Annotated in this window: 19 protein-coding genes; 4 read left to right on the top strand and 15 right to left on the bottom strand. The window is 72.9% G+C overall.

Features of this window, described 5'->3' with window-relative positions:
* Nucleotides 1–117: 117 nt before the first annotated feature.
* On the bottom strand, nucleotides 118–858 hold the full coding sequence (locus H9L09_RS02690) for a TIGR03936 family radical SAM-associated protein (protein ID WP_187579230.1): 741 nt from the start codon (nucleotides 856–858) through the stop codon (nucleotides 118–120).
* A 62-nt stretch (nucleotides 859–920) separates the two neighbouring features.
* Here H9L09_RS02690 and H9L09_RS02695 point away from each other — a divergent pair, with 62 nt between their 5' ends.
* Nucleotides 921–2,144 (top strand): CynX/NimT family MFS transporter, encoded by a 1,224-nt coding sequence (locus tag H9L09_RS02695; RefSeq protein WP_246456223.1) that lies wholly within the window; start codon nucleotides 921–923, stop codon nucleotides 2,142–2,144.
* 46 nt (nucleotides 2,145–2,190) lie between these two features.
* Here H9L09_RS02695 and H9L09_RS02700 read toward each other — a convergent pair whose 3' ends face one another.
* The 9 genes from H9L09_RS02700 to H9L09_RS02740 form a co-directional block, all read right to left on the bottom strand.
* Nucleotides 2,191–2,652, bottom strand: a complete 462-nt coding sequence (locus H9L09_RS02700) for a GNAT family N-acetyltransferase (RefSeq protein WP_223164189.1) — start codon at nucleotides 2,650–2,652, stop codon at nucleotides 2,191–2,193.
* A gap of 8 nt (nucleotides 2,653–2,660) precedes the next feature.
* Nucleotides 2,661–4,649 (bottom strand): TIGR03960 family B12-binding radical SAM protein, encoded by a 1,989-nt coding sequence (locus H9L09_RS02705; RefSeq protein WP_187579232.1) that lies wholly within the window; start codon nucleotides 4,647–4,649, stop codon nucleotides 2,661–2,663.
* Between the two features lie 125 nt (nucleotides 4,650–4,774).
* On the bottom strand, nucleotides 4,775–5,989 hold the full coding sequence (gene rodA, locus H9L09_RS02710) for a rod shape-determining protein RodA (RefSeq protein ID WP_187579233.1): 1,215 nt from the start codon (nucleotides 5,987–5,989) through the stop codon (nucleotides 4,775–4,777).
* Entirely contained in the window at nucleotides 5,986–8,145 is a 2,160-nt protein-coding gene (mrdA, locus tag H9L09_RS02715) for a penicillin-binding protein 2 (RefSeq protein WP_187579234.1), read from the bottom strand. Before mrdA ends, rodA begins: the two co-directional genes overlap by 4 nt.
* Nucleotides 8,145–8,657 (bottom strand): rod shape-determining protein MreD, encoded by a 513-nt coding sequence (gene mreD, locus H9L09_RS02720; protein ID WP_187579235.1) that lies wholly within the window; start codon nucleotides 8,655–8,657, stop codon nucleotides 8,145–8,147. Before mreD ends, mrdA begins: the two co-directional genes overlap by 1 nt.
* Nucleotides 8,654–9,520: a rod shape-determining protein MreC gene (gene mreC, locus H9L09_RS02725; protein ID WP_187579236.1), complete on the bottom strand. Its 867-nt coding sequence runs from the start codon at nucleotides 9,518–9,520 to the stop codon at nucleotides 8,654–8,656. The genes mreD and mreC overlap by 4 nt, the downstream gene beginning before the upstream one ends.
* 51 nt (nucleotides 9,521–9,571) lie before the next feature.
* On the bottom strand, nucleotides 9,572–10,597 hold the full coding sequence (locus H9L09_RS02730; RefSeq protein ID WP_187579237.1) for a rod shape-determining protein: 1,026 nt from the start codon (nucleotides 10,595–10,597) through the stop codon (nucleotides 9,572–9,574).
* A gap of 147 nt (nucleotides 10,598–10,744) precedes the next feature.
* Nucleotides 10,745–11,449, bottom strand: coding sequence for a pyridoxamine 5'-phosphate oxidase family protein (locus tag H9L09_RS02735; protein WP_187579238.1), 705 nt, complete (start codon nucleotides 11,447–11,449; stop codon nucleotides 10,745–10,747).
* A gap of 40 nt (nucleotides 11,450–11,489) precedes the next feature.
* Nucleotides 11,490–11,801: an STAS domain-containing protein gene (locus tag H9L09_RS02740; RefSeq protein WP_187579239.1), complete on the bottom strand. Its 312-nt coding sequence runs from the start codon at nucleotides 11,799–11,801 to the stop codon at nucleotides 11,490–11,492.
* A gap of 146 nt (nucleotides 11,802–11,947) precedes the next feature.
* Between H9L09_RS02740 and H9L09_RS02745 the strand changes: the two genes are divergently transcribed.
* On the top strand, nucleotides 11,948–13,279 hold the full coding sequence (locus tag H9L09_RS02745) for a PP2C family protein-serine/threonine phosphatase (protein ID WP_187579240.1): 1,332 nt from the start codon (nucleotides 11,948–11,950) through the stop codon (nucleotides 13,277–13,279).
* Between the two features lie 15 nt (nucleotides 13,280–13,294).
* Nucleotides 13,295–14,356, top strand: a complete 1,062-nt coding sequence (locus H9L09_RS02750; protein ID WP_223164190.1) for a cobalamin B12-binding domain-containing protein — start codon at nucleotides 13,295–13,297, stop codon at nucleotides 14,354–14,356.
* 33 nt (nucleotides 14,357–14,389) lie between these two features.
* Here the strand turns inward: H9L09_RS02750 and ndk are convergent, their stop codons facing one another.
* From ndk to H9L09_RS02765, 3 genes are read right to left on the bottom strand one after another with little or no spacing between them, the layout of a single operon-like run.
* Entirely contained in the window at nucleotides 14,390–14,806 is a 417-nt protein-coding gene (gene ndk, locus H9L09_RS02755) for a nucleoside-diphosphate kinase (protein ID WP_187579241.1), read from the bottom strand.
* 10 nt (nucleotides 14,807–14,816) lie between these two features.
* Nucleotides 14,817–15,203 carry a DUF4233 domain-containing protein gene (locus tag H9L09_RS02760; RefSeq protein ID WP_246456224.1) on the bottom strand — a complete coding sequence of 129 codons (387 nt, stop codon included), beginning with the start codon at nucleotides 15,201–15,203 and terminating at the stop codon, nucleotides 14,817–14,819.
* Nucleotides 15,200–16,576 carry a bifunctional folylpolyglutamate synthase/dihydrofolate synthase gene (locus H9L09_RS02765; protein ID WP_187579242.1) on the bottom strand — a complete coding sequence of 459 codons (1,377 nt, stop codon included), beginning with the start codon at nucleotides 16,574–16,576 and terminating at the stop codon, nucleotides 15,200–15,202. The genes H9L09_RS02760 and H9L09_RS02765 overlap by 4 nt, the downstream gene beginning before the upstream one ends.
* Nucleotides 16,577–16,673: 97 nt before the next feature.
* Here H9L09_RS02765 and valS point away from each other — a divergent pair, with 97 nt between their 5' ends.
* Nucleotides 16,674–19,304 (top strand): valine--tRNA ligase, encoded by a 2,631-nt coding sequence (gene valS / locus H9L09_RS02770; RefSeq protein ID WP_187579243.1) that lies wholly within the window; start codon nucleotides 16,674–16,676, stop codon nucleotides 19,302–19,304.
* An 83-nt stretch (nucleotides 19,305–19,387) separates the two neighbouring features.
* On the opposite strand, the gene H9L09_RS02775 is transcribed toward valS, so the two are convergent.
* Both H9L09_RS02775 and H9L09_RS02780 read right to left on the bottom strand, forming a co-directional pair.
* Nucleotides 19,388–21,307 carry a M3 family metallopeptidase gene (locus tag H9L09_RS02775; protein WP_246456225.1) on the bottom strand — a complete coding sequence of 640 codons (1,920 nt, stop codon included), beginning with the start codon at nucleotides 21,305–21,307 and terminating at the stop codon, nucleotides 19,388–19,390.
* 91 nt (nucleotides 21,308–21,398) lie between these two features.
* The gene (locus H9L09_RS02780; RefSeq protein WP_187579245.1) at nucleotides 21,399–22,106 is read right to left on the bottom strand and encodes a hypothetical protein; all 708 of its coding nucleotides are present in this window, start codon (nucleotides 22,104–22,106) and stop codon (nucleotides 21,399–21,401) included.
* Nucleotides 22,107–22,136 lie beyond the last annotated feature (30 nt).

The following is a 22,136-nucleotide window of genomic DNA, read 5'->3' on the forward strand; positions in this document are numbered from 1 at the left end:
GGGCGCCAGGTCGCGCGCCGGAGCTGCGACGACATCCCCCGTCAAAGCGTCTCGGGGTCACCCTCCGACGCGTTCCGCGGTCATCGGCCGGAGCGATCTGCTGCTGTCACCCACAGATCAAGCCGTGTCGCGGTCGTGCGCCAGTGGATCACCCACCGTGCCGTCCCCCGTGACCAGCGGACCTTGGGCGAGCCGCTCATGAAGAGGAGCGACACCGCCTTCGAGCCCGGCCGTGTCACGCAGGCCGGCGAGGACATCGTCGGGTCTCACGGACGGAGTTCCGTGTCGCAAGACCACGTCGAGTATCGCACACTCCTCGCCGCCGCCCGGCGCACCGTGTGACGTGAGCGACACGACGGCCGCCCGGCAGTCGAAGGTGCGCAGCCCTTTCTTCGTCATCCGCTCGACCAGGACCTCGGGCGTGTCGAGGAAGCGCGCCACCGCCTCGGCGGCCTGCAGGGGCGACCAGCCCGGGACCGTGATCCGCCACGCGCTCGCCTCGAGCCGGTCCGCGAGCGAGCCTCCCGCTGAGGCGACCACCTCGAGCACGTCGAGACCGGTCGGCAGCGCCTCGTCGAGGGCTGCTCGTACGTCGTCGGGCTCGACGACCTGGGCGAGGCCGATCTCGAGGTACTCCGCCTCGCTGGCCGCGCCGGTGGGGGCCGCGCCGGCGTAGGAGATGCGGGGGTGCGGGTTGAAGCCGGACGAGTAGGCCACCGGGATCCGGGAGCGGACCAGCGCGCGCTCGAAGGCACGGGAGAAGTCCCGGTGGCTGGTGAACCGCAACCGGCCCCGCTTGGCGTAGCGCACCCGGAGGCGCTGGACGGGTGGGGCCTGCTGCTCCGGCTGTTCGCGCACGAGGCCCACCTTAGGGAGGGGCCGGTGCGCCGGTCCGGCCGGGGCTCGCGCAGGATTGAGCCGTGACAGCTCCCGCCGAGCAGCCCTCGACCCGCGCCCAGCGCCTGTTCGTCCTGCTCGGCATCGTGGTCCTCGCGTTCAACCTGCGGCCGGCCGCGGTCAGCGTCGGGCCGGTGCTCGACGAGATCCGCACCGGCCTCGGCATGTCGGCGACCACCGCGGGCATGCTCACCACCCTCCCGGTGCTCGCCTTCGCCGGCTTCGGGGCGCTGGCGCCCTGGCTGGCCCGCACCGTGGGGCTGCACCGGATCACCCTGCTGGCCCTCACCGCGGTGGTGCTCGGGCTGTCCGGCCGGGCGGCGACCGGCTCGGTCCCGCTCTTCCTGGTGCTCTCGCTGCTCGCGCTCGCCGGCATGGCGACCGCCAACGTGCTGCTGCCGACCCTGGTCAAGCTGCACTTCCCCACCCGGATCGGGCTGCTGACCTCGGTGTACACGACCGCCCTGGCGATCGGCCTGACGCTCGCCTCGGTGCTGACCGTCCCAGCTGCGGAGTCCTTCGGGTCGTGGCGCTGGGGCATCGGGATCTGGGCGACGACGGCGCTCGTGGCGGCGCTGCCTTGGTTGGGCCTGATCCGGCACGACACCACCCCCGCGGGTGCGCCCCACGACGTCACCCTGGGGGCGGTGGCCAGGACCAAGCTGGGTTGGGCGATGGCGATCTTCTTCGGGCTGCAGTCGCTCCAGGCATACTCCGTGTTCGGCTGGTTCGCCCAGATCTACCGCGACGCCGGCTTCGACCCGGCCACTGCCGGGCTGCTGCTCGGCGTGATCACCGCGATGAGCATCCCGCTGTCGTTCGTGCTGCCGACCGTCACGGTCCGGCTGACCGACCCGCGGTGGCTGCTGGCGGTGCTGTCGCTGCTGCTGCCTGTGGGCTACCTCGGCCTGATGGTGGCCCCGGTGGGCGGCGGCTGGGTGTGGGCCGCGGTGGTCGGGGCCGCGCTGTCCATCTTCCCGGTGGCGCTCACGCTGATCGGGCTACGCACCCGCACCTCCGCCGGCACGGCGGCCCTGTCCGGGTTCACCCAGTCGGTCGGCTACCTCATCGCCGCGGTCGGGCCGTTCGGGATGGGCATCCTCTACGACCGGACCGGCGGCTGGACGGTCCCGCTCAGCACCCTGTCGGTCCTGGCTGTCGGCCAGCTGGTCGCCAGCCAGTTCGTGGCGCGGCCGCGCTACCTCGAGGACGAGCTGCCCAGCCCGGTCGCGCACCGCACGGCCTGACCGGGCGCTGGCAAGCGCACAGACGGGCCACTGGCCGGTGCCGGTGTCAGCGGGCCCGTCGGACCATCAGGCTCGTCGCCGGCTCGAAGCCGTGCCGGGCGTAGAACGGCACCGACCGCTCGCTCGGGCTCAGCACCAGCCGGGCGTAGCGCTCCCGGTCCGCGTGCGCGGTGCAGGCACCGAGCAGCAGCGCGCCGATGCCGGCGTCGCGGTGCCCGTCGGCGACGTAGGCGTTGGCGACGTAGCCCCACCGTCCGGGCCGGCCGGTGCGCGCGTCGTCCGGCTTGGGCATCCGCGTGAACACCAGCATGTTGAGCATCCCCACCGCCTCGCCGCCGGCGTGGGCCAGCCAGGTCAGCCGCTGCTCGTGCTCGCGCTCGAACCAGGCGTGGAAGACCTCCGCGAAGCCGCCGTCCTCGATCGGGGCGCCCGCCTGCTCCTCGGCCCACCGGTGCCGCAGCCCGGCGATGACGGCCTCGTCCCCGCGCTCGGCGAGCCGCACGGTCACGCCCGGCATCAGACCACCGCGAGCGGCAGCAGCTTCTGGCCGGTGGGACCGATCTGGATCTCGGTGTCCATCTGCGGGCACACGCCGCAGTCGTAGCACGGCGTCCACCGGCAGTCCTCGACCTCGGGGCTGTCGGCGTCCGGGTCGGCGGCCAGCAGGGCGTCCTGCCAGTCCTCCCACAGCCAGTCCTTGTCCAGGCCGGAGTCGAGGTGGTCCCAGGGCAGCACCTCGGCGTGCTCGCGCTCCCGGACGGTGTACCAGTCGAGGTCGACCGGCGTGCCGGCCAGCCCGGCCTCGACCGCGGCGACCCAGCGATCGTAGGAGAAGTGCTCGCTCCAGCCGTCGAACCGGCCACCGTCGCGCCAGGCCGCCTCGATGACCCGGCCGATCCGCCGGTCGCCCCGCGAGAGCAGTCCCTCGATGATCCCGGGACGGCCGTCGTGGTAGCGGAAGCCGATGGCACGGCCGTACCGCTTGTCGGTGCGCACGTCGTCGCGCAGCTTCTTCAGGCGCGCGTCCGTGGTCTCCCAGTCGAGCTGGGCGGCCCACTGGAAGGGGGTGTGCGGCTTCGGCACGAAGCCGCCGATGGAGACGGTGCAGCGGATGTCGTTGTGGCCGGAGACCTCGCGGCCCTTGGCGATCACCTTCTTCGCCAGGTCGGCGATCTCCAGGACGTCCTCGTCGGTCTCGGTGGGCAGGCCGCACATGAAGTACAGCTTCACCTGGCGCCAGCCGTGGGAGTACGCCGCCGCGACCGTGCGGATCAGGTCCTCCTCGCTGACCATCTTGTTGATCACCTTGCGCATCCGCTCCGACCCGCCCTCGGGGGCGAAGGTGAGCCCGGAGCGGCGGCCGTTGCGGGAGAACTCGTTGGCCAGGGTGATGTTGAACGCGTCGACCCGCGTGGAGGGCAGCGACAGCGACACGTTGGTGCCTTCGTAGCGGTCTGCCAGGCCCTTGGCGACCTCACCGATCTCGGTGTGGTCGGCGCTGGAGAGCGAGAGCAGCCCGACCTCCTCGAAGCCGGACTTGCGGATGCCGTTCTCGACCATGTCGCCGATCGTGGTGATCGAGCGCTCCCGCACCGGCCGGGTGATCATGCCGGCCTGGCAGAACCGGCAGCCGCGCGTGCAGCCGCGGAAGATCTCCACCGAGAAGCGCTCGTGCACGGTCTCGGCGAGCGGCACCAGCGGCTGCTTGGGGTAGGGCCACGCGTCGAGGTCCATCAGGGTGTGCTTGTGCACCCGCCACGGGACCCCGGTGGTGTTCGGCGCGACCCGCTTGATCCGGCCGTCCGGGTGGTAGTCCACGTCGTAGAACCGCGGTACGTAGACGGACCCGGAGACCGCGAGGCGGTAGAGCAGCTCGTCGCGGGGGGTGCGCCCGGTGTCGAAGGAGCCGCCCCGGGCGGCCAGCTCCTGCTTCCACTCGCGGACCACCTCGGAGATCTTCAGCACGATCTCCTCGCCGTCGCCGAGCACTGCGGCGTCGATGAAGTCCGAGACCGGCTCGGGGTTGAACGCGGCGTGGCCGCCGGCGACGACGATCGGGTCGAGCTCGGTGCGGTCCGCGGCGTGCAGCGGGATCCCGGCCAGGTCCAGCGCGGTGAGCAGGTTCGTGTAGCCCAGCTCGGTGGCGAAGGAGACCCCGAACAGGTCGAAGGCGCGCACCGGCCGGTGGTTGTCCACGGTGAACTGCGGGATCGGGCCGAGCGCGTCGCCGGCCCGCATCGCCTTCTCCATGTCCGGCCACACCGAGTAGGTGCGCTCGGCGACGATCCAGTCGCGCTCGTTGAGCACCTCGTAGAGGATCTGGACGCCCTGGTTGGGCAGCCCGACCTCGTAGGCGTCGGGGTACATCAGCGTCCAGCGGACGGTGCTGTCGTCGTCGCCCCAGGGCTTCGGCGTGGAGTTCAGCTCGCCGCCGACGTACTGGATCGGCTTCTGGACCGTGGGCAGCAGCGGCTCGAGCCGCGGGAACACCGAGTCGGCGTTCACGGCTTGCGAGCTGGTGGTCGGGGCGGATCCGGTCGGGGGCACGTCTCTACCTCGCTGTACGGCGGTGGGGGCAGTCCCCAAGAGTACGGCGTCGGCCCGCACGCCCTCCACCAGCGGGCCGCCGGTCAGTAGCGGGAGCGGACCAGCCGCGACCGGGCCATCCCGATCCCGGTCGAGGAGCTGCGCAGATGGATGTTCTGCAGCAGCCCCACGGCCATCAGCCCTGCGAACATCGACGAGCCGCCGTAGGAGACCATCGGCAGCGGCACCCCGGTGACCGGCATGATGCCCAGGCACATGCCGATGTTCTGGAAGGCCTGGAAACCGAACCAGCAGGCGATGCCGGCCGCGGCGAGCCGCCCGAACAGGTCGTCGGTGCGCGAGGAGATGGTGAGCGCCCGCCAGATCACCACGCCCAGCAGCAGGATCAGCAGGCTCGCCCCGGCCAGCCCGAGCTCCTCCCCCGCCACGGTGAAGATGAAGTCGGTGTGCTGCTCGGGCACGAACCCGGAGCGGGTCTGGGAGCCGTCGAAGAGCCCCTGGCCGAAGACGCCGCCGTTGCCGATCGCGATCCTGGCCTGGGTGGTGTTGTAGCCGGCGCCACGGGGGTCCAGGGTCGGGTCGGTGAACGCCAGGAACCGGTCGAGCTGGTAGTCCTCGAGCACCCCGACCTGGACCGCGACCAGAGCGGCGACCACGCCGCTGCCGGCCAGACCGGCGAGCCAGCCGCGGTGCACGCCCGAGACCGCGATCACCCCGAAGACGGTGGCCGAGAGCACCAGCATCGTGCCGAGGTCCGGCTGCAGCAGGATCAGCGCCGCCGGGACGCCGGCGATGGCGAGCATGCCGACGACGTAGCGGCCCCCCACCTCGCGGGTCCGCAGCGAGCCCTCGACCCGCTCGGCCACCAGCAGCGCCATCCCGATGACCACGGCCAGCTTCGCGAACTCGGCCGGCTGGATGGAGAGCCCGCCGAGCTGGATCCAGGAGCGCGAGCCGTTGATCGTGCTGCCCATCACCAGGACCAGCACCAGGCCGATCACCGAGGCGACGTAGACCAGCGGCGCCAGGATCCGCACCCACCGGTGGTCGGTGGCGGCGACCATCACGGCGAGCACCACCCCGATGGCGATGTTGACGAGCTGCTTCTTCAGGTACGCCTCCGGGTCGCCCCCGGTGAGCGACTCGCGGTGCGAGGTGGCCGACCAGACGAGCAACGAGCCGAGGACCAGCAGTCCGGCCACGGCCAGCACGAGGATCCAGTCCAGGTGCACGCCCCGGACCCGGGTCGTGGTCTCCAGCCGCGCCGGGCGCGGCCGGGTGGACGTGGTGAGGCTCATCGGCGGTTCCTCCGGTTGCGCTGCGCGGGAGCGTCCTCGACGGTGCGGGGCGGCAGGATCTCACCGGTGCGGCTGAAGGTCGGCAGGCCGGCCGGCGGGTCGGCGCCGGGGATCGCGCCCTTGCGCCGGTTCACCTTCATCCCGTCGATGCCGTAGAGCGACTCCCAGATCCTGCGGACCGAGGGCCCGGAGGTGCCGGAGCCGGTGCCGCCCTGCGAGACCATCATCACGACGACGTACTGCTTGTCGTAGGAGGAGACCCACGAGGTGCTCTGCTTGCCGTAGACCTCGGCCGAGCCGGTCTTGGAGCGGATCTTGACCTGGTCGAGCGGGAAGTCGATCAGCCGCCAGGCCATCGTGCCGGTGCGGGAGGTGCCCTGCAGCGCGGTGTCGATGTAGCGCAGGTCGTCCGCGCTGACCTTGACCCGGGACGCCCGCTTCGGCGGGATCCGCTTGACCACCCGGCCCTGCGGGTCGACGACGGCCTTGGCCACCCGCGGCTCCCAGAGCGTGCCGCCGTTGGACAGTGCGGCGTAGGCCCGGGCCAGCTGCAGCGGCGTCACGATCGTGTCGCCCTGCCCGATCGCGAAGTTGACCGCGTCGCCGGCCCGGTAGGCGTAGCCGTCGACGCAGAACTCGCGGGCGAAGCGGTGCAGGAAGTCGTCGCCGGGCTTCTTGCCGAGCCGGCAGTAGTAGTCCTTGTTCGCCTTCCAGTAGGCGAGCTTCCACTGGCGGTCCGCGATCCGGCCGGACGCCTCGCCCGGCAGGTCGATCCCGGTCTCGGAGCCGAAGCCGAACATCTGCGCGGTGCGCACCAGCGGGTCGCGGGCGTGCACGTCGCTCTCGTCGCTGCCGAAGCGCTGCCAGAAGCTGTAGCCGACCCGGTAGAAGAAGGTGTTGCAGGAGACCTGCAGCGCCTTGTCGAAGCCGATCATGCCGTAGGCCCCGGACTCGTAGTTCTTGAAGTCGCGGTTGCCGACCCGGAACGAGGAGGAGCAGTTGAGCCGGGTGTCCTGGCCGAAGCCGTTGGAGAGCGCGCCCGCGGTCATGATCGGCTTCCAGGTGGAGCCGGGGGCGAACTGTCCCTGGGTGGCCCGGAAGAGCAGCGGGGTGCCGGCCTGGTCGGAGTAGAGCCGCGAGAGCGCCCGCGAGGTGATGCCGCCGACCCAGACACTGGGGTCGTAGGTCGGGAAGCCGGCCATCGCCACGATCCGACCGTTGGTGGCGTCCATGACGACGGCGGCGCCGGAGTCGGCGACGTAGTTGCGCCCGGTCACCGGGTCGAAGGTCTTGCGGGCGGTCGTGATCGTCTCGCGCAGCTCCTTCTCCACCACGGACTGCACCTTGGCGTCGATGGAGGTGACCAGGGTGTCGCCGGCCGCTCCGGCGGTCTCGCCGGTCGTGCCGAGGACGCGGCCCATCGAGTCCACCGCCACCCGCTCGTAGCCGGGGTAGCCGCGCAGGTAGCGGTCGTACTGCTTCTCCAGGCCGGCCCGCCCCACCACCGAGGCACCGTGCACCGAGGTGTCGTCAGCCTTCTCGGCGGCGTCGAGCTCGTCCTCGGTGATCGGGCTGAGGTAGCCGAGCAGGTGCGCGGCGTTGATGCCGTAGGGCGAGGGGTAGGCACGGACGTTCTGCTCGTCGACGAGCACCGAGGGGAAGTCCTCGCCCTGCTCCATGATCGCCACCGCGACCTTCTGCGGGACGTCCTTGGCGACCGGCACGGGTTGGTACGGCGAGCCGTTCCAGCACGTGCCGGAGACCGAGCCGGCCTCGCCGCACAGCAGCAGCCGGGCGGCGAGCTTGGCGGCCGGGACGTCGACGGACCGGGCGAGCCGGTGCAGCAGCTTGCGCTGCTCGCGCTCGGACATCTTGTGCAGCATGGTGCGGTCGACGGTGACCTCCCAGGCGGTCCGGCTGGCCACCAGCGGTCGACCCATGTCGTCGACGATCAGCCCGCGGGCGGGCTGCACCACGAGCTCGCGCACCGACTGCTCGGCGGCCTGCGCCTGGTAGGCCTCGCCGCCGAGGACCTGGAGGTACCAGCACCGCACGAACAGCGTGGCGAAGAGGGAGAGCACCAGCGCCTGCACGACCACCAGGCGCAGTCGGCCCCGGGTCGCGCTGCTGGCGCGGATCTTGCCGCCGGCGATCATCAGTAGGCGACCTGGTGCGGCTGGAGGCGGCGGAAGAGCCGCATCGCGAGGGGCAGGACGAACGGCGTGAGCAGCACGTCGTAGAGCACCGCCACCGGGATCACCCGCAGTGCCTCGGTGGCCGGCAGGGCCGGGTCGCCGAGCACCATGCCGCTGAGCGCGAAGATCGAGGTCCCCACGAACGACGAGGCCGCGACGACCAGCACGGCCGACATCGCCGAGGAGCCGGCGTCCTGCCGCACCCGCCCGGCGAGGTAGCCGACCACGACCAGCGCGAGTGCCCAGCGACCGGCCACGTGGTCCGCCGGCGGCGCGAGGTCGATGGCGAGGCCGCTGGCGAAGCCGAGCACTGCGGCGAAGTCCGGTCCGCGCACCAGCGCGGCCGCGACCACGACGAGCAGCGCGAGGTTGGGCACCACGCCGTCGTAGGAGACGGCGTCGAAGGCGGCGACCTGGAGCACCACGGCCGCGGTCAGCAGCAGGGTCAGCGCGAGCGCACGGAGCAGCGTCATCGGCCCTCCCCCGTGCCCGTGGTCCGGCCCGCCTCGATCAGGCTCCGGTCGCTGGCGGTGCCCGGGTCGACGACCACGCCGACCAGGTCGAGGGAGGTGAAGTCGACGAAGGGCCGGATCTCGGCCTCCCGGGAGAGCTGACGAGGGCTGCTGGTCACCGAGGCGACGGTGCCGATCGGCACTCCGGCGACGTACGGCGCACCGTCGCGGCTGCCCCAGGTCACCAGCACGTCGCCGCGCTCCGGAGCCGCCGAGGTGTCCACCAGGTCGAGCTCGAGGCTGTCGTCGGAGACCCGGCCCAGTCCGCGGAGGAAGCCGATCTCCATGGTGCTGCCCAGCCGGCCGCCGACCACGGAGTCGGGGTCCACGACGAGCAGCACGGTGGCGGTGCTCCGGTCGGCCCGGAGCACCCGGCCGACCAGGCCGTCGTTGTTGAGCACGGTCATGTCCGGTCGCACGCCGGAGGAGGTGCCGGCGTCGATGGTGACGGTGCGGGAGAACGACTGCGCCGGTCCCATCGCGATCACCCGGGACGGCACCAGGCTGTAGCCGCTGTGCCGGGAGGTGGCCAGCAGCCCGTCGAGCTCGGCGGCCCGGTTGCGGGCCACGGTCGAGGTCGCGAGCTGCGAGCGCAACGCGTCGTTCTCCGCCTCCAGCCGGACCACGTCGGAGCGCAGGCCGCCGGTGGTGCGGAAGAACTCCGGGACCGCGGCCACCGGTCGGACCACCGCGGCGGTGACCTCCTCGATCGGGCCGAAGAAGTCGCCGACGGCCGAGCGCACCGGGTTGACCGGGGAGTCGGCGCCGCCGCGGGCGTCGAGCGTGATCACCGTCAGGCAGGCGAGCAGCAGCAGCACCAGCACGCCCCGGGAGGGCCGGTGGTGGGGGACGGCGCTCTCATCGGTGGACCCGCCTCATCGCCGCGGCTCCGAGACCAGCACCTGCTGGAGCGCCTCGAACTCCTCGACGCACTTGCCGGCGCCCATCGCCACGGAGTGCAGCGGGTCGTCGGCGATGTGCACGGGCATCCCGGTCTCGTGGCGGATCCGCTCGTCGAGGCCGCGCAGCAGCGCACCGCCGCCGGTCAGCACCAGGCCGCGGTCCATGATGTCGCCGGCCAGCTCGGGGGGCGTCTGGTCCAGGGTGCTGCGCACCGCGTCGACGATCGCGTGCAGCGGCTCCTCGAGGGCCATCCGCACCTCCGCGCTGGAGACCACGATGGTCTTCGGCAGCCCGGAGATCATGTCGCGGCCGCGGATCTCCGCCTCCGGCTCGCTGGGCAGCGGGAAGGCGGAGCCGAGCGTCATCTTGATCTCCTCGGCGGTGCGCTCCCCCAGCATGAGGGAGTACTCCTTCTTCATCCAGGCGATGATCGACTGGTCGAGGGTGTCGCCGGCGGTGCGCACCGACATGCTGGTGACGATGCCGCCGAGGGAGATGACGGCCACCTCGGTCGTGCCGCCCCCGACGTCGACGACCATGTTCCCGGTGGCCTCGTGGACCGGGAGCCCGGCGCCGATCGCGGCGGCCATCGGCTCCTCGATGATGTAGACCCGGCGGGCGCCGGCCTGGTAGCCGGCCTCCTTGACCGCGCGCTGCTCGACGGCGGTGATCCCGCTCGGGACGCAGATCACCAGCCGCGGCTTGGTGAAGTAGCGGCGGCGGTGCACCTGCTGGATGAAGTAGCGCAGCATCTGCTCGGTCGACTCGAAGTCGGCGATCACGCCGTCCTTGAGCGGTCGGATGGCGGTGATGCTGTCGGGGGTGCGGCCGATCATCCGCTTCGCCTCGTGGCCGACCGCCAGGATCTCCCCCGAGGAGGAGTTGAGGGCGACCACGGACGGCTCGTCGAGCAGGACGCCCTTGCCGCGCACGTAGACCAGCGTGTTGGCGGTGCCGAGGTCAACGGCCATGTCCCGACCGATGATGCTGTTCGCCATGTCGCCTGCTGCCCCTCGTGGATCCGACCCGGAGTGGCGCGGCCACAACGCCCGCGCCGGGTGAGGAGCCCCAGCTGCCCCACCTTCACCAGAAGGCTAAGCGCGGCACGGCGGCCTCAGCGTGACGACACGCGGCGCTGCCACCACTCAGCCTGGTCCGTCGGCCGCCCGGAGCTCGGCGGCCCGCTGCCGCACGGTCTCCGGGACCGCCAGGCCGCCGGCGTCCGCGGCGGTGACCACCTCACCGGCTCGCACCGCCAGAGGCAGCACCCCCGCCCAGACCCCGGCCGCCACGTCGTCGTCCTCGTCCTCGGGGTCTCCCCGCCGGAGCTTCACCGAGGCCTCGTGCAGCGGCAGCGCCAGCAGCCGGGTCGCCGCCAGCTCCTTGCGGGTCGGCCGGCGCAGCGTCGCCGCCCGGCCGGGCACCACCCGGTCCACGAGCAGGTCCAGGGCGCGCAGCCGCTCGTCGGGGTCCTCGACGACACGGGGACGGCCGACCACCACCGCCGACCGGTAGTTCATCGAGTGGTTGAAGCCGGAGCGGGCCAGCACCAGCCCGTCGAGCACCGTGAACGTGACGCTCACGTCCTGGGCCGGCGCCTGGAGCAGGCTCCGCGAGGCGACCGAGCCGTGCAGGTAGAGCGTGCCGCCGTGGTCGCGGCCGGCGGGGTCCACCGCGAAGACGGTCGGGAGGGCCAGCGGGACGCCGTCCACGACGACGGCCAGGTGGCACAGGAACGAGGCGTCGAGGACGTCGTACAGCGCTGCCCGCTCGCTCTGCGCCCGCTCGCGCTCACGGCGCGGGGTGCTGCGCGGGGTCGGCGAGAGAGGTACGTCGTCGGCGGTGCTCACCGGGCCATCATGGCCGTCCCGGCCGCGCCGCGGGCCGCGATCAGGACGAGGTGAAGACGAAGAGGTCGTCGAGTCCGACGATCCCCACCATCTTGACCACCATGGCCGGCGGGTCGCGCAACTCCAGCCGACCACCGGACGCGGCGAGGAGCTTGTGTCCCGAGAGCAGCGCGGCGAGGCCCGTGGAGTCCAGGAAGGTCAGCTTGGCCAGGTCCACGACCACCAGATCCACCCCGGCGGCCGCGTCCCGCAACGCCTGCTTGAGCTGCTCGGCCGTGGTGAGGTCGACCTCGCCCACCAGGGTGATCACCGAGCAGTCGGTGGAGCGGTGCACGTCGAGCGAGAAGTCCACGAGAGTCCCCTCTTCCTGGCTGCGGGCCGCCCGGGCGCGGGCGGCGACGGGGGCCGGATCGGGGCCAAATCTAGCCCACGCGCGCCCCGGACCTGCGTGATACGTTGGGCGTTCGTCGCGAAAGACCGCGGAAGGACTGCCGGCGCATGGACGAGTCCAGACTCCCCTCCACGCTGGCCCGGGGGCAGCATGCTGCGCACGCCGACAACGTGGTCGGGCTCGGGCCCGCCTCAGCCGACTTCTCCCGCGCCCTCGACGTCGAGCTGGTCGCCTCGCTGAACGTGCGGCGCACCACCCTGCGGCTGCTGGACCTGGCGCGCACCCGCGTCGCGGACTGGGCGGTGGTGGTGCTCGACGTCCCGCGCAGCCGCACCCTGCACCTCTCCGGCGGCACCGACCCACGCTTCACCACCTCGGTGCGCTCCAGCGGGCCCGTCGAGGAGTTCCGCCGGCTGCTGGGCATCGGCTCGCCGGCCGCCCCGCTCCCCGAGCCCGGAGCGGTCGTCCGGCTGCTGCCCGAGGAGCGGCTGCGCTCCGAGGCCGCCGCGCTGCCGGCCGACGTGCTGGTCTTCCCGCTGCACGCGCGTGGCGACACCATCGGTGCGCTGCTGCTCGGCCGCTCGATCCAGCGTCCGCTGACCGAGGCCGAGGTCGCCCTGGCCGAGCAGCTCGCGGAGCGGGCGGCGGTCGCCCTCGACTCCGCGATGATCTACGAGGACCTCTCCCGGGTGACCCGGGTGCTCGAGGACAGCCTGCGCCCGCCGCACCTGCCGCAGAGCCCCTCCCTCGACGTCGCCGCCGCCTTCCGGCCCGCTGCCGCGCACCTCGACATCGGCGGCGACTTCTACGACGTGCACGGCGAGGAGGGCGACTGGCTGGTCGTCCTCGGCGACGTCTGCGGCAAGGGCGTCGAGGCGGCGGTGCTCAACGGCCGCGCCCGGCAGAGCATCCGGACCGCCGCGCGTTTCGACCGCCGGCCCGGCAAGCTGCTCGGCACCCTCAACGAGGTGCTCTACGAGGACGACTCCGACCGGTTCGTCACCGTCGCCTGCTGCCGGGTCCGGAGCCATGGGCTGCACCCCGGCCACGTGAGCGTCGACCTCGCGGTGGCCGGGCACCCGGCGCCGCTGGTGGTCCGTGCCGACGGCTCCGTGGAGCAGCCCGACGTGCGGGGCCGGCTGGCCGGCGCGATGCGGCACGACGACGCCTACCTCGAGGTCACCCTCCCCCTCGCTCCCGGGGACGCGCTGGTGCTCTACAGCGACGGCGTCTACGAGGCCCGCGGCGCGCAGGGGTTCTACGGCATGGACCGGATGCGGCAGGTGCTGGCGCCGTACGGCGGTGCCGGTGCGGCCGCGCTGTGCGAGGCCCTCGAGCGCGACGTCGTGGAACACCTCGACGGCCACGGGCACGACGACCTGACGGTCGTGGTGGTGGCCCCACGCGACCCGGCCGGCCACCTGGTCACCACGTGGTGACGGGGTGGTGACCCAGTGCTGACCCCCGCCGCCACGACGGACCTGGACTCCCGCCTCCGGGAAGCGGCCGACCGGTTCGACCATGCGGTCACCACCGCCCGCCGGGACGCCGCGGTGCAGGTCGTCGAGGAGCTGCTCGACAGCGGCGTGGAGGCCATGACGGTCATGACCGACGTGATCGCCGCGGCCCAGCGCCACGTCGGCGCCCGCTGGCAGCGCGGCGAGTGGTCGGTCGCCCAGGAGCACGCCGCGACCTCGGTCTCGGTCGCGGCGCTCGAGGCGGTCGCCCGCAAGGCCGCCACCGGCGCCCCCCACCGCGGGCACGTGGTCGTCGCCTGCGCCGAGCACGAGTGGCACGCGATGCCCGCCTCCATCGTCGCCGCCGGACTGCGCGCGGAGGGCTGGGAGGTGACGCTGCTCGGCGCCTCCACGCCCACCGCCCGGCTCAGCCGCTACCTGCGCGACCTCGGGCCCGACGTGACCGCGGTGAGCTGCTCGGTGGCGGCCGGCCTGCCCACCTCCCGCGCGTTCATCGAGGCGAGCACCTCCGCCGGCATCCCGGTGCTGGCGGGAGGCGCCGCGTTCGGCACCGACGACCGCCGCGCCACCGCGCTCGGGGCCACCGCGTGGGCCGCCGACGTGCGCAGCGCCGTCGAGACCGTCGCCTCGCTGCCGATGGTGGTGCACGAGGCGGCTCCCCTGCCGGCGGAGATCACCCTGGAGCAGGTCGCCCTGCGGCACGCCGGCCATGCGCTGGTCGACGCGGTCGCGTTCCGCTGGCAGAACCGGCACGAGGCGCTCGGGCCGGTCGCCGACGAGGACGAGGCGGACCTGCTGCACGAGACGGTCGAGCAGGTCTACCACGCGGTCGTCGGGGCGCTGATCACCGGCGACGGCCGGTTGGTCGCCGAGACCGCCGCGTGGGTGGAGTCGGTGCTCGCGGTGCGCGGCATGCCGTCGTCCGCGGTGCGCGACCTCGGCCGCAGCATGGCGGCCGAGCTCGACGACTTCCCGCTCGCCGCCTCGATGTGGCAGCGTCACTGGCCCAGCGCCGGCGTCGGCTCCTGCCCGTCCTGACCGGGACGCCACTGCTGGGGCTCCCGAGGATGCTCAGAGCGTCGGGAACCAGAGCGCGATCTCGCGCTCCGCGGACTCCGGGGAGTCCGAGCCGTGCACCAGGTTCTCGCGGTTCGACAGCGACAGGTCGCCACGGATGGTGCCCGGTGCCGCCTTGCGGCCGTCCGTCGCGCCGTTCAGTGCCCGCACCACCTCGACCGCCTCGTCACCCTCGAGGACCGCGGCGAGCAGCGGCCCGCTGGTGACGAAGTCCCGCAGCGGCGGGTAGAAGTCGCGCTCGACGTGCTCGGCGTAGTGCCGGTCGGCCATCGCCGCGTCGATCGTCCGCAGCTCCAGGGCGACCAGGCTCAGCCCCTTGGCCTCGAAGCGGGACAGGACGTCGCCGACGAGGCCGCGGCGGACGGCGTCGGGCTTGAGCAGGACCAGGGTGCGCTGGGACGGCGAAGACATGGGCCGCACTCTAACCGGCGGCGCCGCCTCCGTGCTGCGCGGACCACTCCGCCTCGGCGGCGGCGCGCTCCAGGTTCTCCCGGTCGATCCGCTCGCCGAGGAAGTAGGCGCCGGCCCACAGCGCACCGAACACCACACCGAGGAAGAACATCGCCGGGACGAGGAAGCCCAGCCCGATGGAGAGGACCTGGACGGCCCAGCCGAGCAGGTAGCCGCCCGGACGGCGCAGCAGCCCGGCGGCCACGACGCACAGCAGCGCCAGCCCGAGCCCGATCCCGATCGAGGTGCCGGCGGACAGGTCGGTCGACCCGATCGTCGCCACGCCGGTGAGGAAGAGGACCACCGACTGCAGCGAGAGCATCCCGGCGCACATGGACCTCTTCAGCGAGCGCCTCACCGTTCGCTCCGCGGCTTGAGGAAGGAGCGCGCCTGCCCGACGGTCACCACCGAGCCGGTGATCAGGACGCCGCCGGAGCCGATCGCCTCGCCGTAGACCCCGCCCTCCTCGGCCAGCGTCGCCGCCTGGTCGATGGCGTCCTCCAGGCGGCGGGCCACGTGCACGCGGTCCACCCCGAAGATCCCCTCGGCGATCTCGGCGAGCTCCTCGACCGGCAGCGCCCGCGCGGTCGCCGGCTGGGTGCACACGATCTGGGCGAGAACCGGCTCCAGGGCCGCGAGCACCCCCTCGTAGTCCTTGTCGGCCATCACGCCGACCACCCCGATCAGCGGGCTGAACGTGAAGGACTCCTGGAGCGCCTCGGCCAGGGCCGCTGCTCCGTGCGGGTTGTGGGCGGCGTCGAGCACGATCGACGGGCTGCGCCGGATCACCTCGAGGCGTCCGGGCGAGGTCACCTCGGCGAAGGCCTCGCGGACCAGCTCGAGACCGAGCGGGTCCTCCCCGACGAAGGCCTCGACGGCCGCCAGGGCGAGCATCGCGTTCTGGGCCTGGTGCGCGCCGTAGAGCGGGAGGAAGACCTCGTCGTACTCGGCCCGCAGTCCCCGGAACCGGGCCATCAGCCCACCGACCGCGGGGACCTGGTGCTCGACCCCGAAGTCGACGCCCTCCCACAGCACGGTGGCGCCGACCTCGGCCGCCCGGTCGGCGATGACCTGGGCCACCTCCGGGGACTGGACGGCGCTGACCACGGTGGCGCCGGGCTTGATGATCCCGGCCTTCTCGACCGCGATGTCCGCGGGACGCTCGCCGAGGTACTTCGCGTGGTCGACGCTGATCGGGGTGATCACCGCGACCGTGCCGTCGGCGACGTTGGTGGCGTCCCAGCTGCCGCCCATGCCGACCTCCACGACCGCGGCGTCGACCGGGGCGTCGGTGAAGGCGGAGAACGCCATCGCCACCATCGTCTCGAAGAACGACACCGGGTGCCCCTCGAGCGCCGGGTCGCGCTCGACCAGGCGCAGGTAGGGCTCGATCTCCCGGTAGGCCCGGACGAAGTCGTCCTCGCTGATCGGCTCGCCGTCCACGCAGATCCGCTCGGTCATCGACTCCACGTGCGGGCTGGTGAACCGGCCGGTGCGCAGCCCGACGGCACGCAGCAGGGTGTCGACCATCCGGGATGTGCTGGTCTTGCCGTTGGTGCCGGTCAGGTGCACCACCGGGTAGGCCCGCTGCGGGTCGCCGAGCAGGTCGGTGAGGGCCACGATCCGGTCCAGGGTCGGGTCGAGCCGGTGCTCCGGCCAGCGGGCGAGCAGCGCCTGCTCGACCTCGCGGTAGGTGGAGGCCGGGTGGCTGGGGGCAAGGGAGTCGGTCATCGCCTCGAGTCTACGGTTCGGCGGCTGGGCCGTCGGCCGTCGTCCCGGCGGCATCTCGTTGGCGGCGGGACTGACCGGTTCCGTAGGATTTCTGGTTATGACCACCGAGCAGCACTCCCCAGACCTGTCCGAGACGACGACGGCTCCCGGCCGCGACGTCGTCGTACCGGACAAGCCGGCGCTGGAGGGGCTGGAGGCGCGCTGGTCCGAGCAGTGGAAGCACGACGACACCTACCGGTTCGACCGGACCAAGACCCGCGAGCAGGTCTACTCCATCGACACCCCGCCGCCGACCGTCTCCGGCTCCCTGCACGTGGGCCACGTGTTCTCCTACACCCACACCGACCTCATCGCCCGCTTCCAGCGGATGCGCGGCAAGGAGGTCTTCTACCCGATGGGGTGGGACGACAACGGGCTGCCGACCGAGCGCCGGGTGCAGAACTACTTCGGGGTGCGCTGCGACCCGTCGCTTCCCTACGACGCCGACTTCACCCCGCCGGAGAAGCCCGACCCCAAGAAGCAGGTGCCGATCAGCCGGCCCAACTTCATCGAGCTGTGCGAGCGGCTCGTGGAGGAGGACGAGCAGGTCTTCGAGTCGCTGTGGCGCACCCTGGGCCTCTCGGTGGACTGGTCGCAGCACTACACGACGATCGGCGCGCACTCGCAGACCGTGTCGCAGCGCGCGTTCCTGCGGAACTTCGCCCGCGGCGAGGCCTACCTCCAGGAGTCGCCGACCCTGTGGGACGTGACCTTCCAGACCGCGGTCGCGCAGGCCGAGCTCGAGGCCCGCGAGTACGCCGGCAGCTACCACCGGGTCGCCTTCCACGGGCCCACCGGCCCGATCCACATCGAGACCACCCGGCCGGAGCTGATCCCTGCGGTGGTGGCGCTGATCGCGCACCCCGACGACGAGCGCTACCAGCCGCTGTTCGGCTCCACGGTCACCTCGCCGGTGTTCGGGGTGGAGATCCCGGTCCTCGCCCACCCGCTCGCGGAGCCCGACAAGGGCGCCGGCATCGCGATGTGCTGCACGTTCGGCGACCTCACCGACGTCACCTGGTGGCGCGAGCTGCAGCTGCCGGTGCGCACGGTGATCGGCCGCGACGGCCGCCTGCACCGGGACACCCCGGAGTGGCTGGCGGCCGAGCCGGCCGCCACGGCGTACGCCGACCTGGCCGGCAAGACCACCTTCAGCGCCCGCGAGGCGATGGTGGCCAAGCTGCGCGAGAGCGGCGACCTCGACGGCGAGCCGAAGCCGACCCAGCGGATGACGAACTTCTACGAGAAGGGCGACAAGCCGCTGGAGATCGTCTCCACCCGCCAGTGGTACATCCGCAACGGCGGCCGCGACGCCGAGCTGCGTGAGGAGCTGCTCGAGCGCGGCGCGGAGATCCAGTGGCTGCCGCCGCACATGCGGCACCGCTACGACAACTGGGTCAGCGGCCTCAACGGCGACTGGCTGATCTCCCGGCAGCGGTTCTTCGGCATCCCGTTCCCGGTCTGGTACCCCCTCGACGACGAGGGCGAGCCCGACTACGAGCACCCGCTGATGCCGACCGAGGCGGAGCTGCCGGTGGACCCCTCCACCCGGGCGCCGCGCGGCTACGAGGACGCCCAGCGCGGCGTGCCCGGGGGCTTCATCGGCGACCCCGACGTCATGGACACCTGGGCCACCTCCTCGCTGACCCCGCAGATCGCGGGGCACTGGGAGGACGACCCGGACCTGTTCGGACGGGTCTTCCCGATGGACCTGTGCACCCACGCGCACGACATCATCCGCACCTGGCTGTTCTCCCGGGTCGTCCGGGCGCACCACGAGCACGGTGTGGTGCCTTGGTCGCACGCGCTGATCTCCGGCTTCATCGTCGACCCGGACCGCAAGAAGATGAGCAAGTCCAAGGGCAACGTGGTCGTCCCGACCGAGATCCTCGACAAGTTCGGCGCGGACGCGGTGCGCTGGCGCGCGGCGGTGGCCCGCCCGGGCCTGGACTCGCCGTTCGACGAGACCCAGATGAAGGTCGGCCGCCGGCTGGCGATGAAGGTGCTGAACGCCTCCAAGTTCGTGCTCGGCAGCGTGGGCGCCTCCGACCTGACCCGCGGCGCGGTCAGCGAGCCGGTCGACTGCGCGATGCTCGGCGGGCTGGCCGCCACCATCACCCGCGCGACGGAGGCGTTCGAGGCCTACGACTACACCACGGCGCTGGAGGTCTCGGAGAAGTTCTTCTGGGAGTTCTGCGACGACTACCTCGAGCTGGTCAAGGAGCGCGCGTACGGCGCCCGCGGCGACGATGCCGCTGCCTCGGCGAAGGCGGCGCTGGCGATCGCGTTGCACGCGCAGCTGCGGCTGCTCGCACCGTTCCTGCCCTACGTGACCGAGGAGGTCTGGTCGTGGTGGCAGGAGGGGTCGGTGCACCGGCAGCCGTGGCCCGAGCCGACCGACCTCGGCTCGGCTGCCGCCGAGGACGCCGCGATGCTGGGTGCGGTCGCGCAGACCCTCACCGGGATCCGCGGCGCGAAGTCGCAGGCCAAGGTGTCGATGCGCACCGAGCTCTCCCGGGTGGTGGTCAGCGGGCCGGCGGCGACCGTCGCGCTCGCCGAGCAGGCCGCGGACGACCTGCGGGCGGCCGGGCGGATCACCGGTGAGCTGCTCTTCACCGCCGACGAGCAGGGCGGCGAGGGTGCCGAGCTGAAGGTGGCGGCCGAGGTGGCCCCGCCGGCGGCCGACTGACCGGCCCGGCCTCACGCCCGGACGTCATACGCCCCGAGACCTGTAGGCCTCGGGGCGTATGACGTCCGCGGCGGCGGGCGGCGCTACGAACGGTTCAGCCAGGCCTGGAACGCGTCGAAGCCGTACGGCCGGCCGAGGAAGTCCGCGACCAGGTCGGCGGCGTCCTTGCTGCCGCCGGCGCCGAGCACCCGGTGCCGGTAGCGCTGCGCGACCTCGGCGTCGAAGAGGTCGTCGGGGTCGAACGCCGAGAACATGTCCTTGGCGATGACGAGGCTCCACATGTACGTGTAGTAGCCGGACCCGTACCCCTCGAGGTGGCCGAACGAGGTGTGGAAGTGGGTGCCGGGCACGTACCCGTAGAGGTCGTAGCGCTCCTGCAGCTCCCGCAGGGTCGCGGTCAGGTCGTCGGGGACCAGCTGGTGGAACCAGTACGACAGCGCCGCGTAGAACATCTGGGTGCGGACGTGCACCCCCTTGCCGAACTCGTCGGCGGCACGCATCCGCTCGACCAGCTCGCGCGGGATCGGGGTCCCGGCGGCGTCGGTGGCGAAGGTCTGCAGCACGTCGGCGTCCCAGGCCCACTCCTCGAGCATCTGCGAGGGCGCCTCGACGAAGTCCCACTCGGTCGCGATGCCGCTGAACCGGGCCCAGGAGTGCCGCCCGGCGAGCACCAGGTGCACCAGGTGGCCGAACTCGTGGAACAGCGTGACCACGTGGTCGTGCTCCATCAGCGAGCGGGAGAAGTTGCAGACCAGCGTGCCCTCGGGGAGCTGGCGACCGGCGATGCCGGGGACCAGGTCGAAGCAGGCGGCGTGGCCGTACTTGCCGGCGCGGGGGTGCAGGTCCAGGTGGATCCGGCCCAGGCGCTCCCCGGTGCCGGCGACCACGACGTCGTACGTCGTCACGTCCTCGTGCCAGGCCGGCTCGTCGACCTCGACGTACTCGACGCCGAACAGCCGGCCGGTCACCTCGAGCAGCCCGCGCCGCACCTTGGCGAAGTCGAAGTAGGTCCGGACCTGCTGCGCGTCGACGTCGAAGTTCTCCCGGCGCAGCACCTCGGAGTAGAACGTGCCGTCGGTGCTGTCGGCGACCTCGACCTCCGGGTGGTCCTGCCGGACCCGCTCGAGCAGGACCGCCATGTCACGGCGGGCCGGCTCCTGGGCCGCCTCGGAGATCTTGTCGATGAACTCGGGGATCGCGGAGCCCTTGCCGATCATCTTGACCTCGGCGTCGTAGGAGGGCCAGCCGTCGTACCCGAGCAGCGTCGCCTGCTCGCGGCGCAGCTCGAGCAGCTCGGTCAGCAAGGCGTCGTTGGCCGGCCAGGCCCGGTTGCGGAACTGCTGGAGCAGCTCCGCGCGCGCCGCCCGGTCCTCGCCGAAGGTCATGAACGGCACGTAGTCGGGATACTCGGTGGTGATCGCCACCAGGCCGTCCTCGCCCGGCTGGTGGCCGGCGAGGAAGTCCTCCGGCAGGCCCGCGAGCCGGGCCGGTTCCAGGTGCACCGTGCGGACGTCGTCGCGGATGTTCTTCGAGAACTGCTGCGCCACCTCGGTCTGCCGCTGCGAGAGCTCCCGGATGCGGGCGCGTACGTCGTCGTCCTGGTCCACCCCGGCGCGTCGGAAGTCCCGCAGCGAGAGCGACAGGACGCGGCGGGCGTCGTCGTCGAGGGGCTCGGGGTCGATCGCGGCGAGCGCCTCGAACAGCGCGCGGTCCAGGCCGATCTCGGTCTTCAGCCGGTGGGCGTCCTGCTCCGCCCGCTCGGCGCGCGAGCGCACCGCCTCGTCAGGGTGCACGTTGGCGATCAGCTCGGCGACCGAGAACGCGTTGGCCAGCGCCAGGCCGACGTCGTTCCACATCGCCAGCGTCGCGGCGGAGTCACGGCCGCCGGTGCGCAGCTCGGCGACCAGGCCGCGTGCCCGCTCCAGCTGGTCGTCGCAGCGGGAGCCGAGCCAGGCCTCCCAGTCGGTGGTGGGCAGGGCGAGAGGGGTGGGGTCGGAAGTCACGGTGCGAGGGTAGTCACCGGGGCGCCCGACGTCGCGCCGGGCATCGCCCGATCGCCGTGGTGGCGGCTCGCGAGGCGGACGGGGGCCGGCGTCACCGGCGGCTGTGCGTCCCGTGGTCGCGGTGCCCGCGCGCCCGCGCGTGGGGCTGGCGGTGGCCGCGCGACGTGGAAGGGAGCGCCACATCCCGACCGACGATCCGCTGGTGGCCCCGGGACGCCGCTCGGGCGTGCAGACGCGGCCGGTGGCCCTGCGAGGAGCGCTGGGCATGCGGGCGCGGCCGGTGGGAGTGGGCGGGCCGCTGCTGCGCGTGCGGGCGCGGCCGGTGCGCGTGCGGGTGCGGCCGGTGCGCCTGCGGCTTCGGGGTGCCCGGGTGCGACGCCGGCCGGCTGGGGCGGTCCGCTGCACCCCCTCCGCCGGACGCACCCCCGCGAGTCCCCCGCTGACCGGCCCGGTCGGGACGGGACGCCGGGGCCGGGGGCGCCGGGGTGGAGGCCGAGGCGCCGGTGGCCGGGGCCGGGGCCGACGCGGCGGATCCCGACGTCAGGGCCGCGAGCGACGGCTCGGTGCGCGCCGGCGGCACGTCGGTGACGACGTCGCTCATCGAGAAGCCGGCCGGCAGCTCGGCCGACGCCGACGGGGTCGCCGTCGCGGTCACCGCCGGGGCCGGCGCTGCCACGGGTGGCTCGACCGGGGCCGGGAACAGCCGGCCACCGATGAGCACCGAGGCGGTCGCGGCCAGCACGCCGAAGGCGATCATCGGCTTCAGCTGGAGGTCGCCGGAGGGGGCAGGCACGGGCATGGGCAGAGGACGGCGGCCGGGGTCGCGGAG

It is taken from the genome of Nocardioides mesophilus (assembly GCF_014395785.1).
Classification (GTDB): Bacteria; Actinomycetota; Actinomycetes; order Propionibacteriales; family Nocardioidaceae; genus Nocardioides_B; species Nocardioides_B mesophilus.

Excerpts from the sequence above, each read along its gene's own strand:
- rodA (WP_187579233.1), bottom strand. The coding sequence starts at position 5,989 with ATGAGCCTCACCACGTCCACCCGGCCGCGCCCGGCGCGGCTGGAGACC.
- mrdA (WP_187579234.1), bottom strand. The coding sequence starts at position 8,145 with ATGATCGCCGGCGGCAAGATCCGCGCCAGCAGCGCGACCCGGGGCCGA.
- mreD (WP_187579235.1), bottom strand. The coding sequence starts at position 8,657 with ATGACGCTGCTCCGTGCGCTCGCGCTGACCCTGCTGCTGACCGCGGCC.
- H9L09_RS02730 (WP_187579237.1), bottom strand. The coding sequence starts at position 10,597 with ATGGCGAACAGCATCATCGGTCGGGACATGGCCGTTGACCTCGGCACC.
- H9L09_RS02745 (WP_187579240.1), top strand. The coding sequence starts at position 11,948 with ATGGACGAGTCCAGACTCCCCTCCACGCTGGCCCGGGGGCAGCATGCT.
- ndk (WP_187579241.1), bottom strand. The coding sequence starts at position 14,806 with ATGTCTTCGCCGTCCCAGCGCACCCTGGTCCTGCTCAAGCCCGACGCC.
- H9L09_RS02765 (WP_187579242.1), bottom strand. The coding sequence starts at position 16,576 with ATGACCGACTCCCTTGCCCCCAGCCACCCGGCCTCCACCTACCGCGAG.
- valS (WP_187579243.1), top strand. The coding sequence starts at position 16,674 with ATGACCACCGAGCAGCACTCCCCAGACCTGTCCGAGACGACGACGGCT.
- H9L09_RS02780 (WP_187579245.1), bottom strand. The coding sequence starts at position 22,106 with ATGCCCGTGCCTGCCCCCTCCGGCGACCTCCAGCTGAAGCCGATGATC.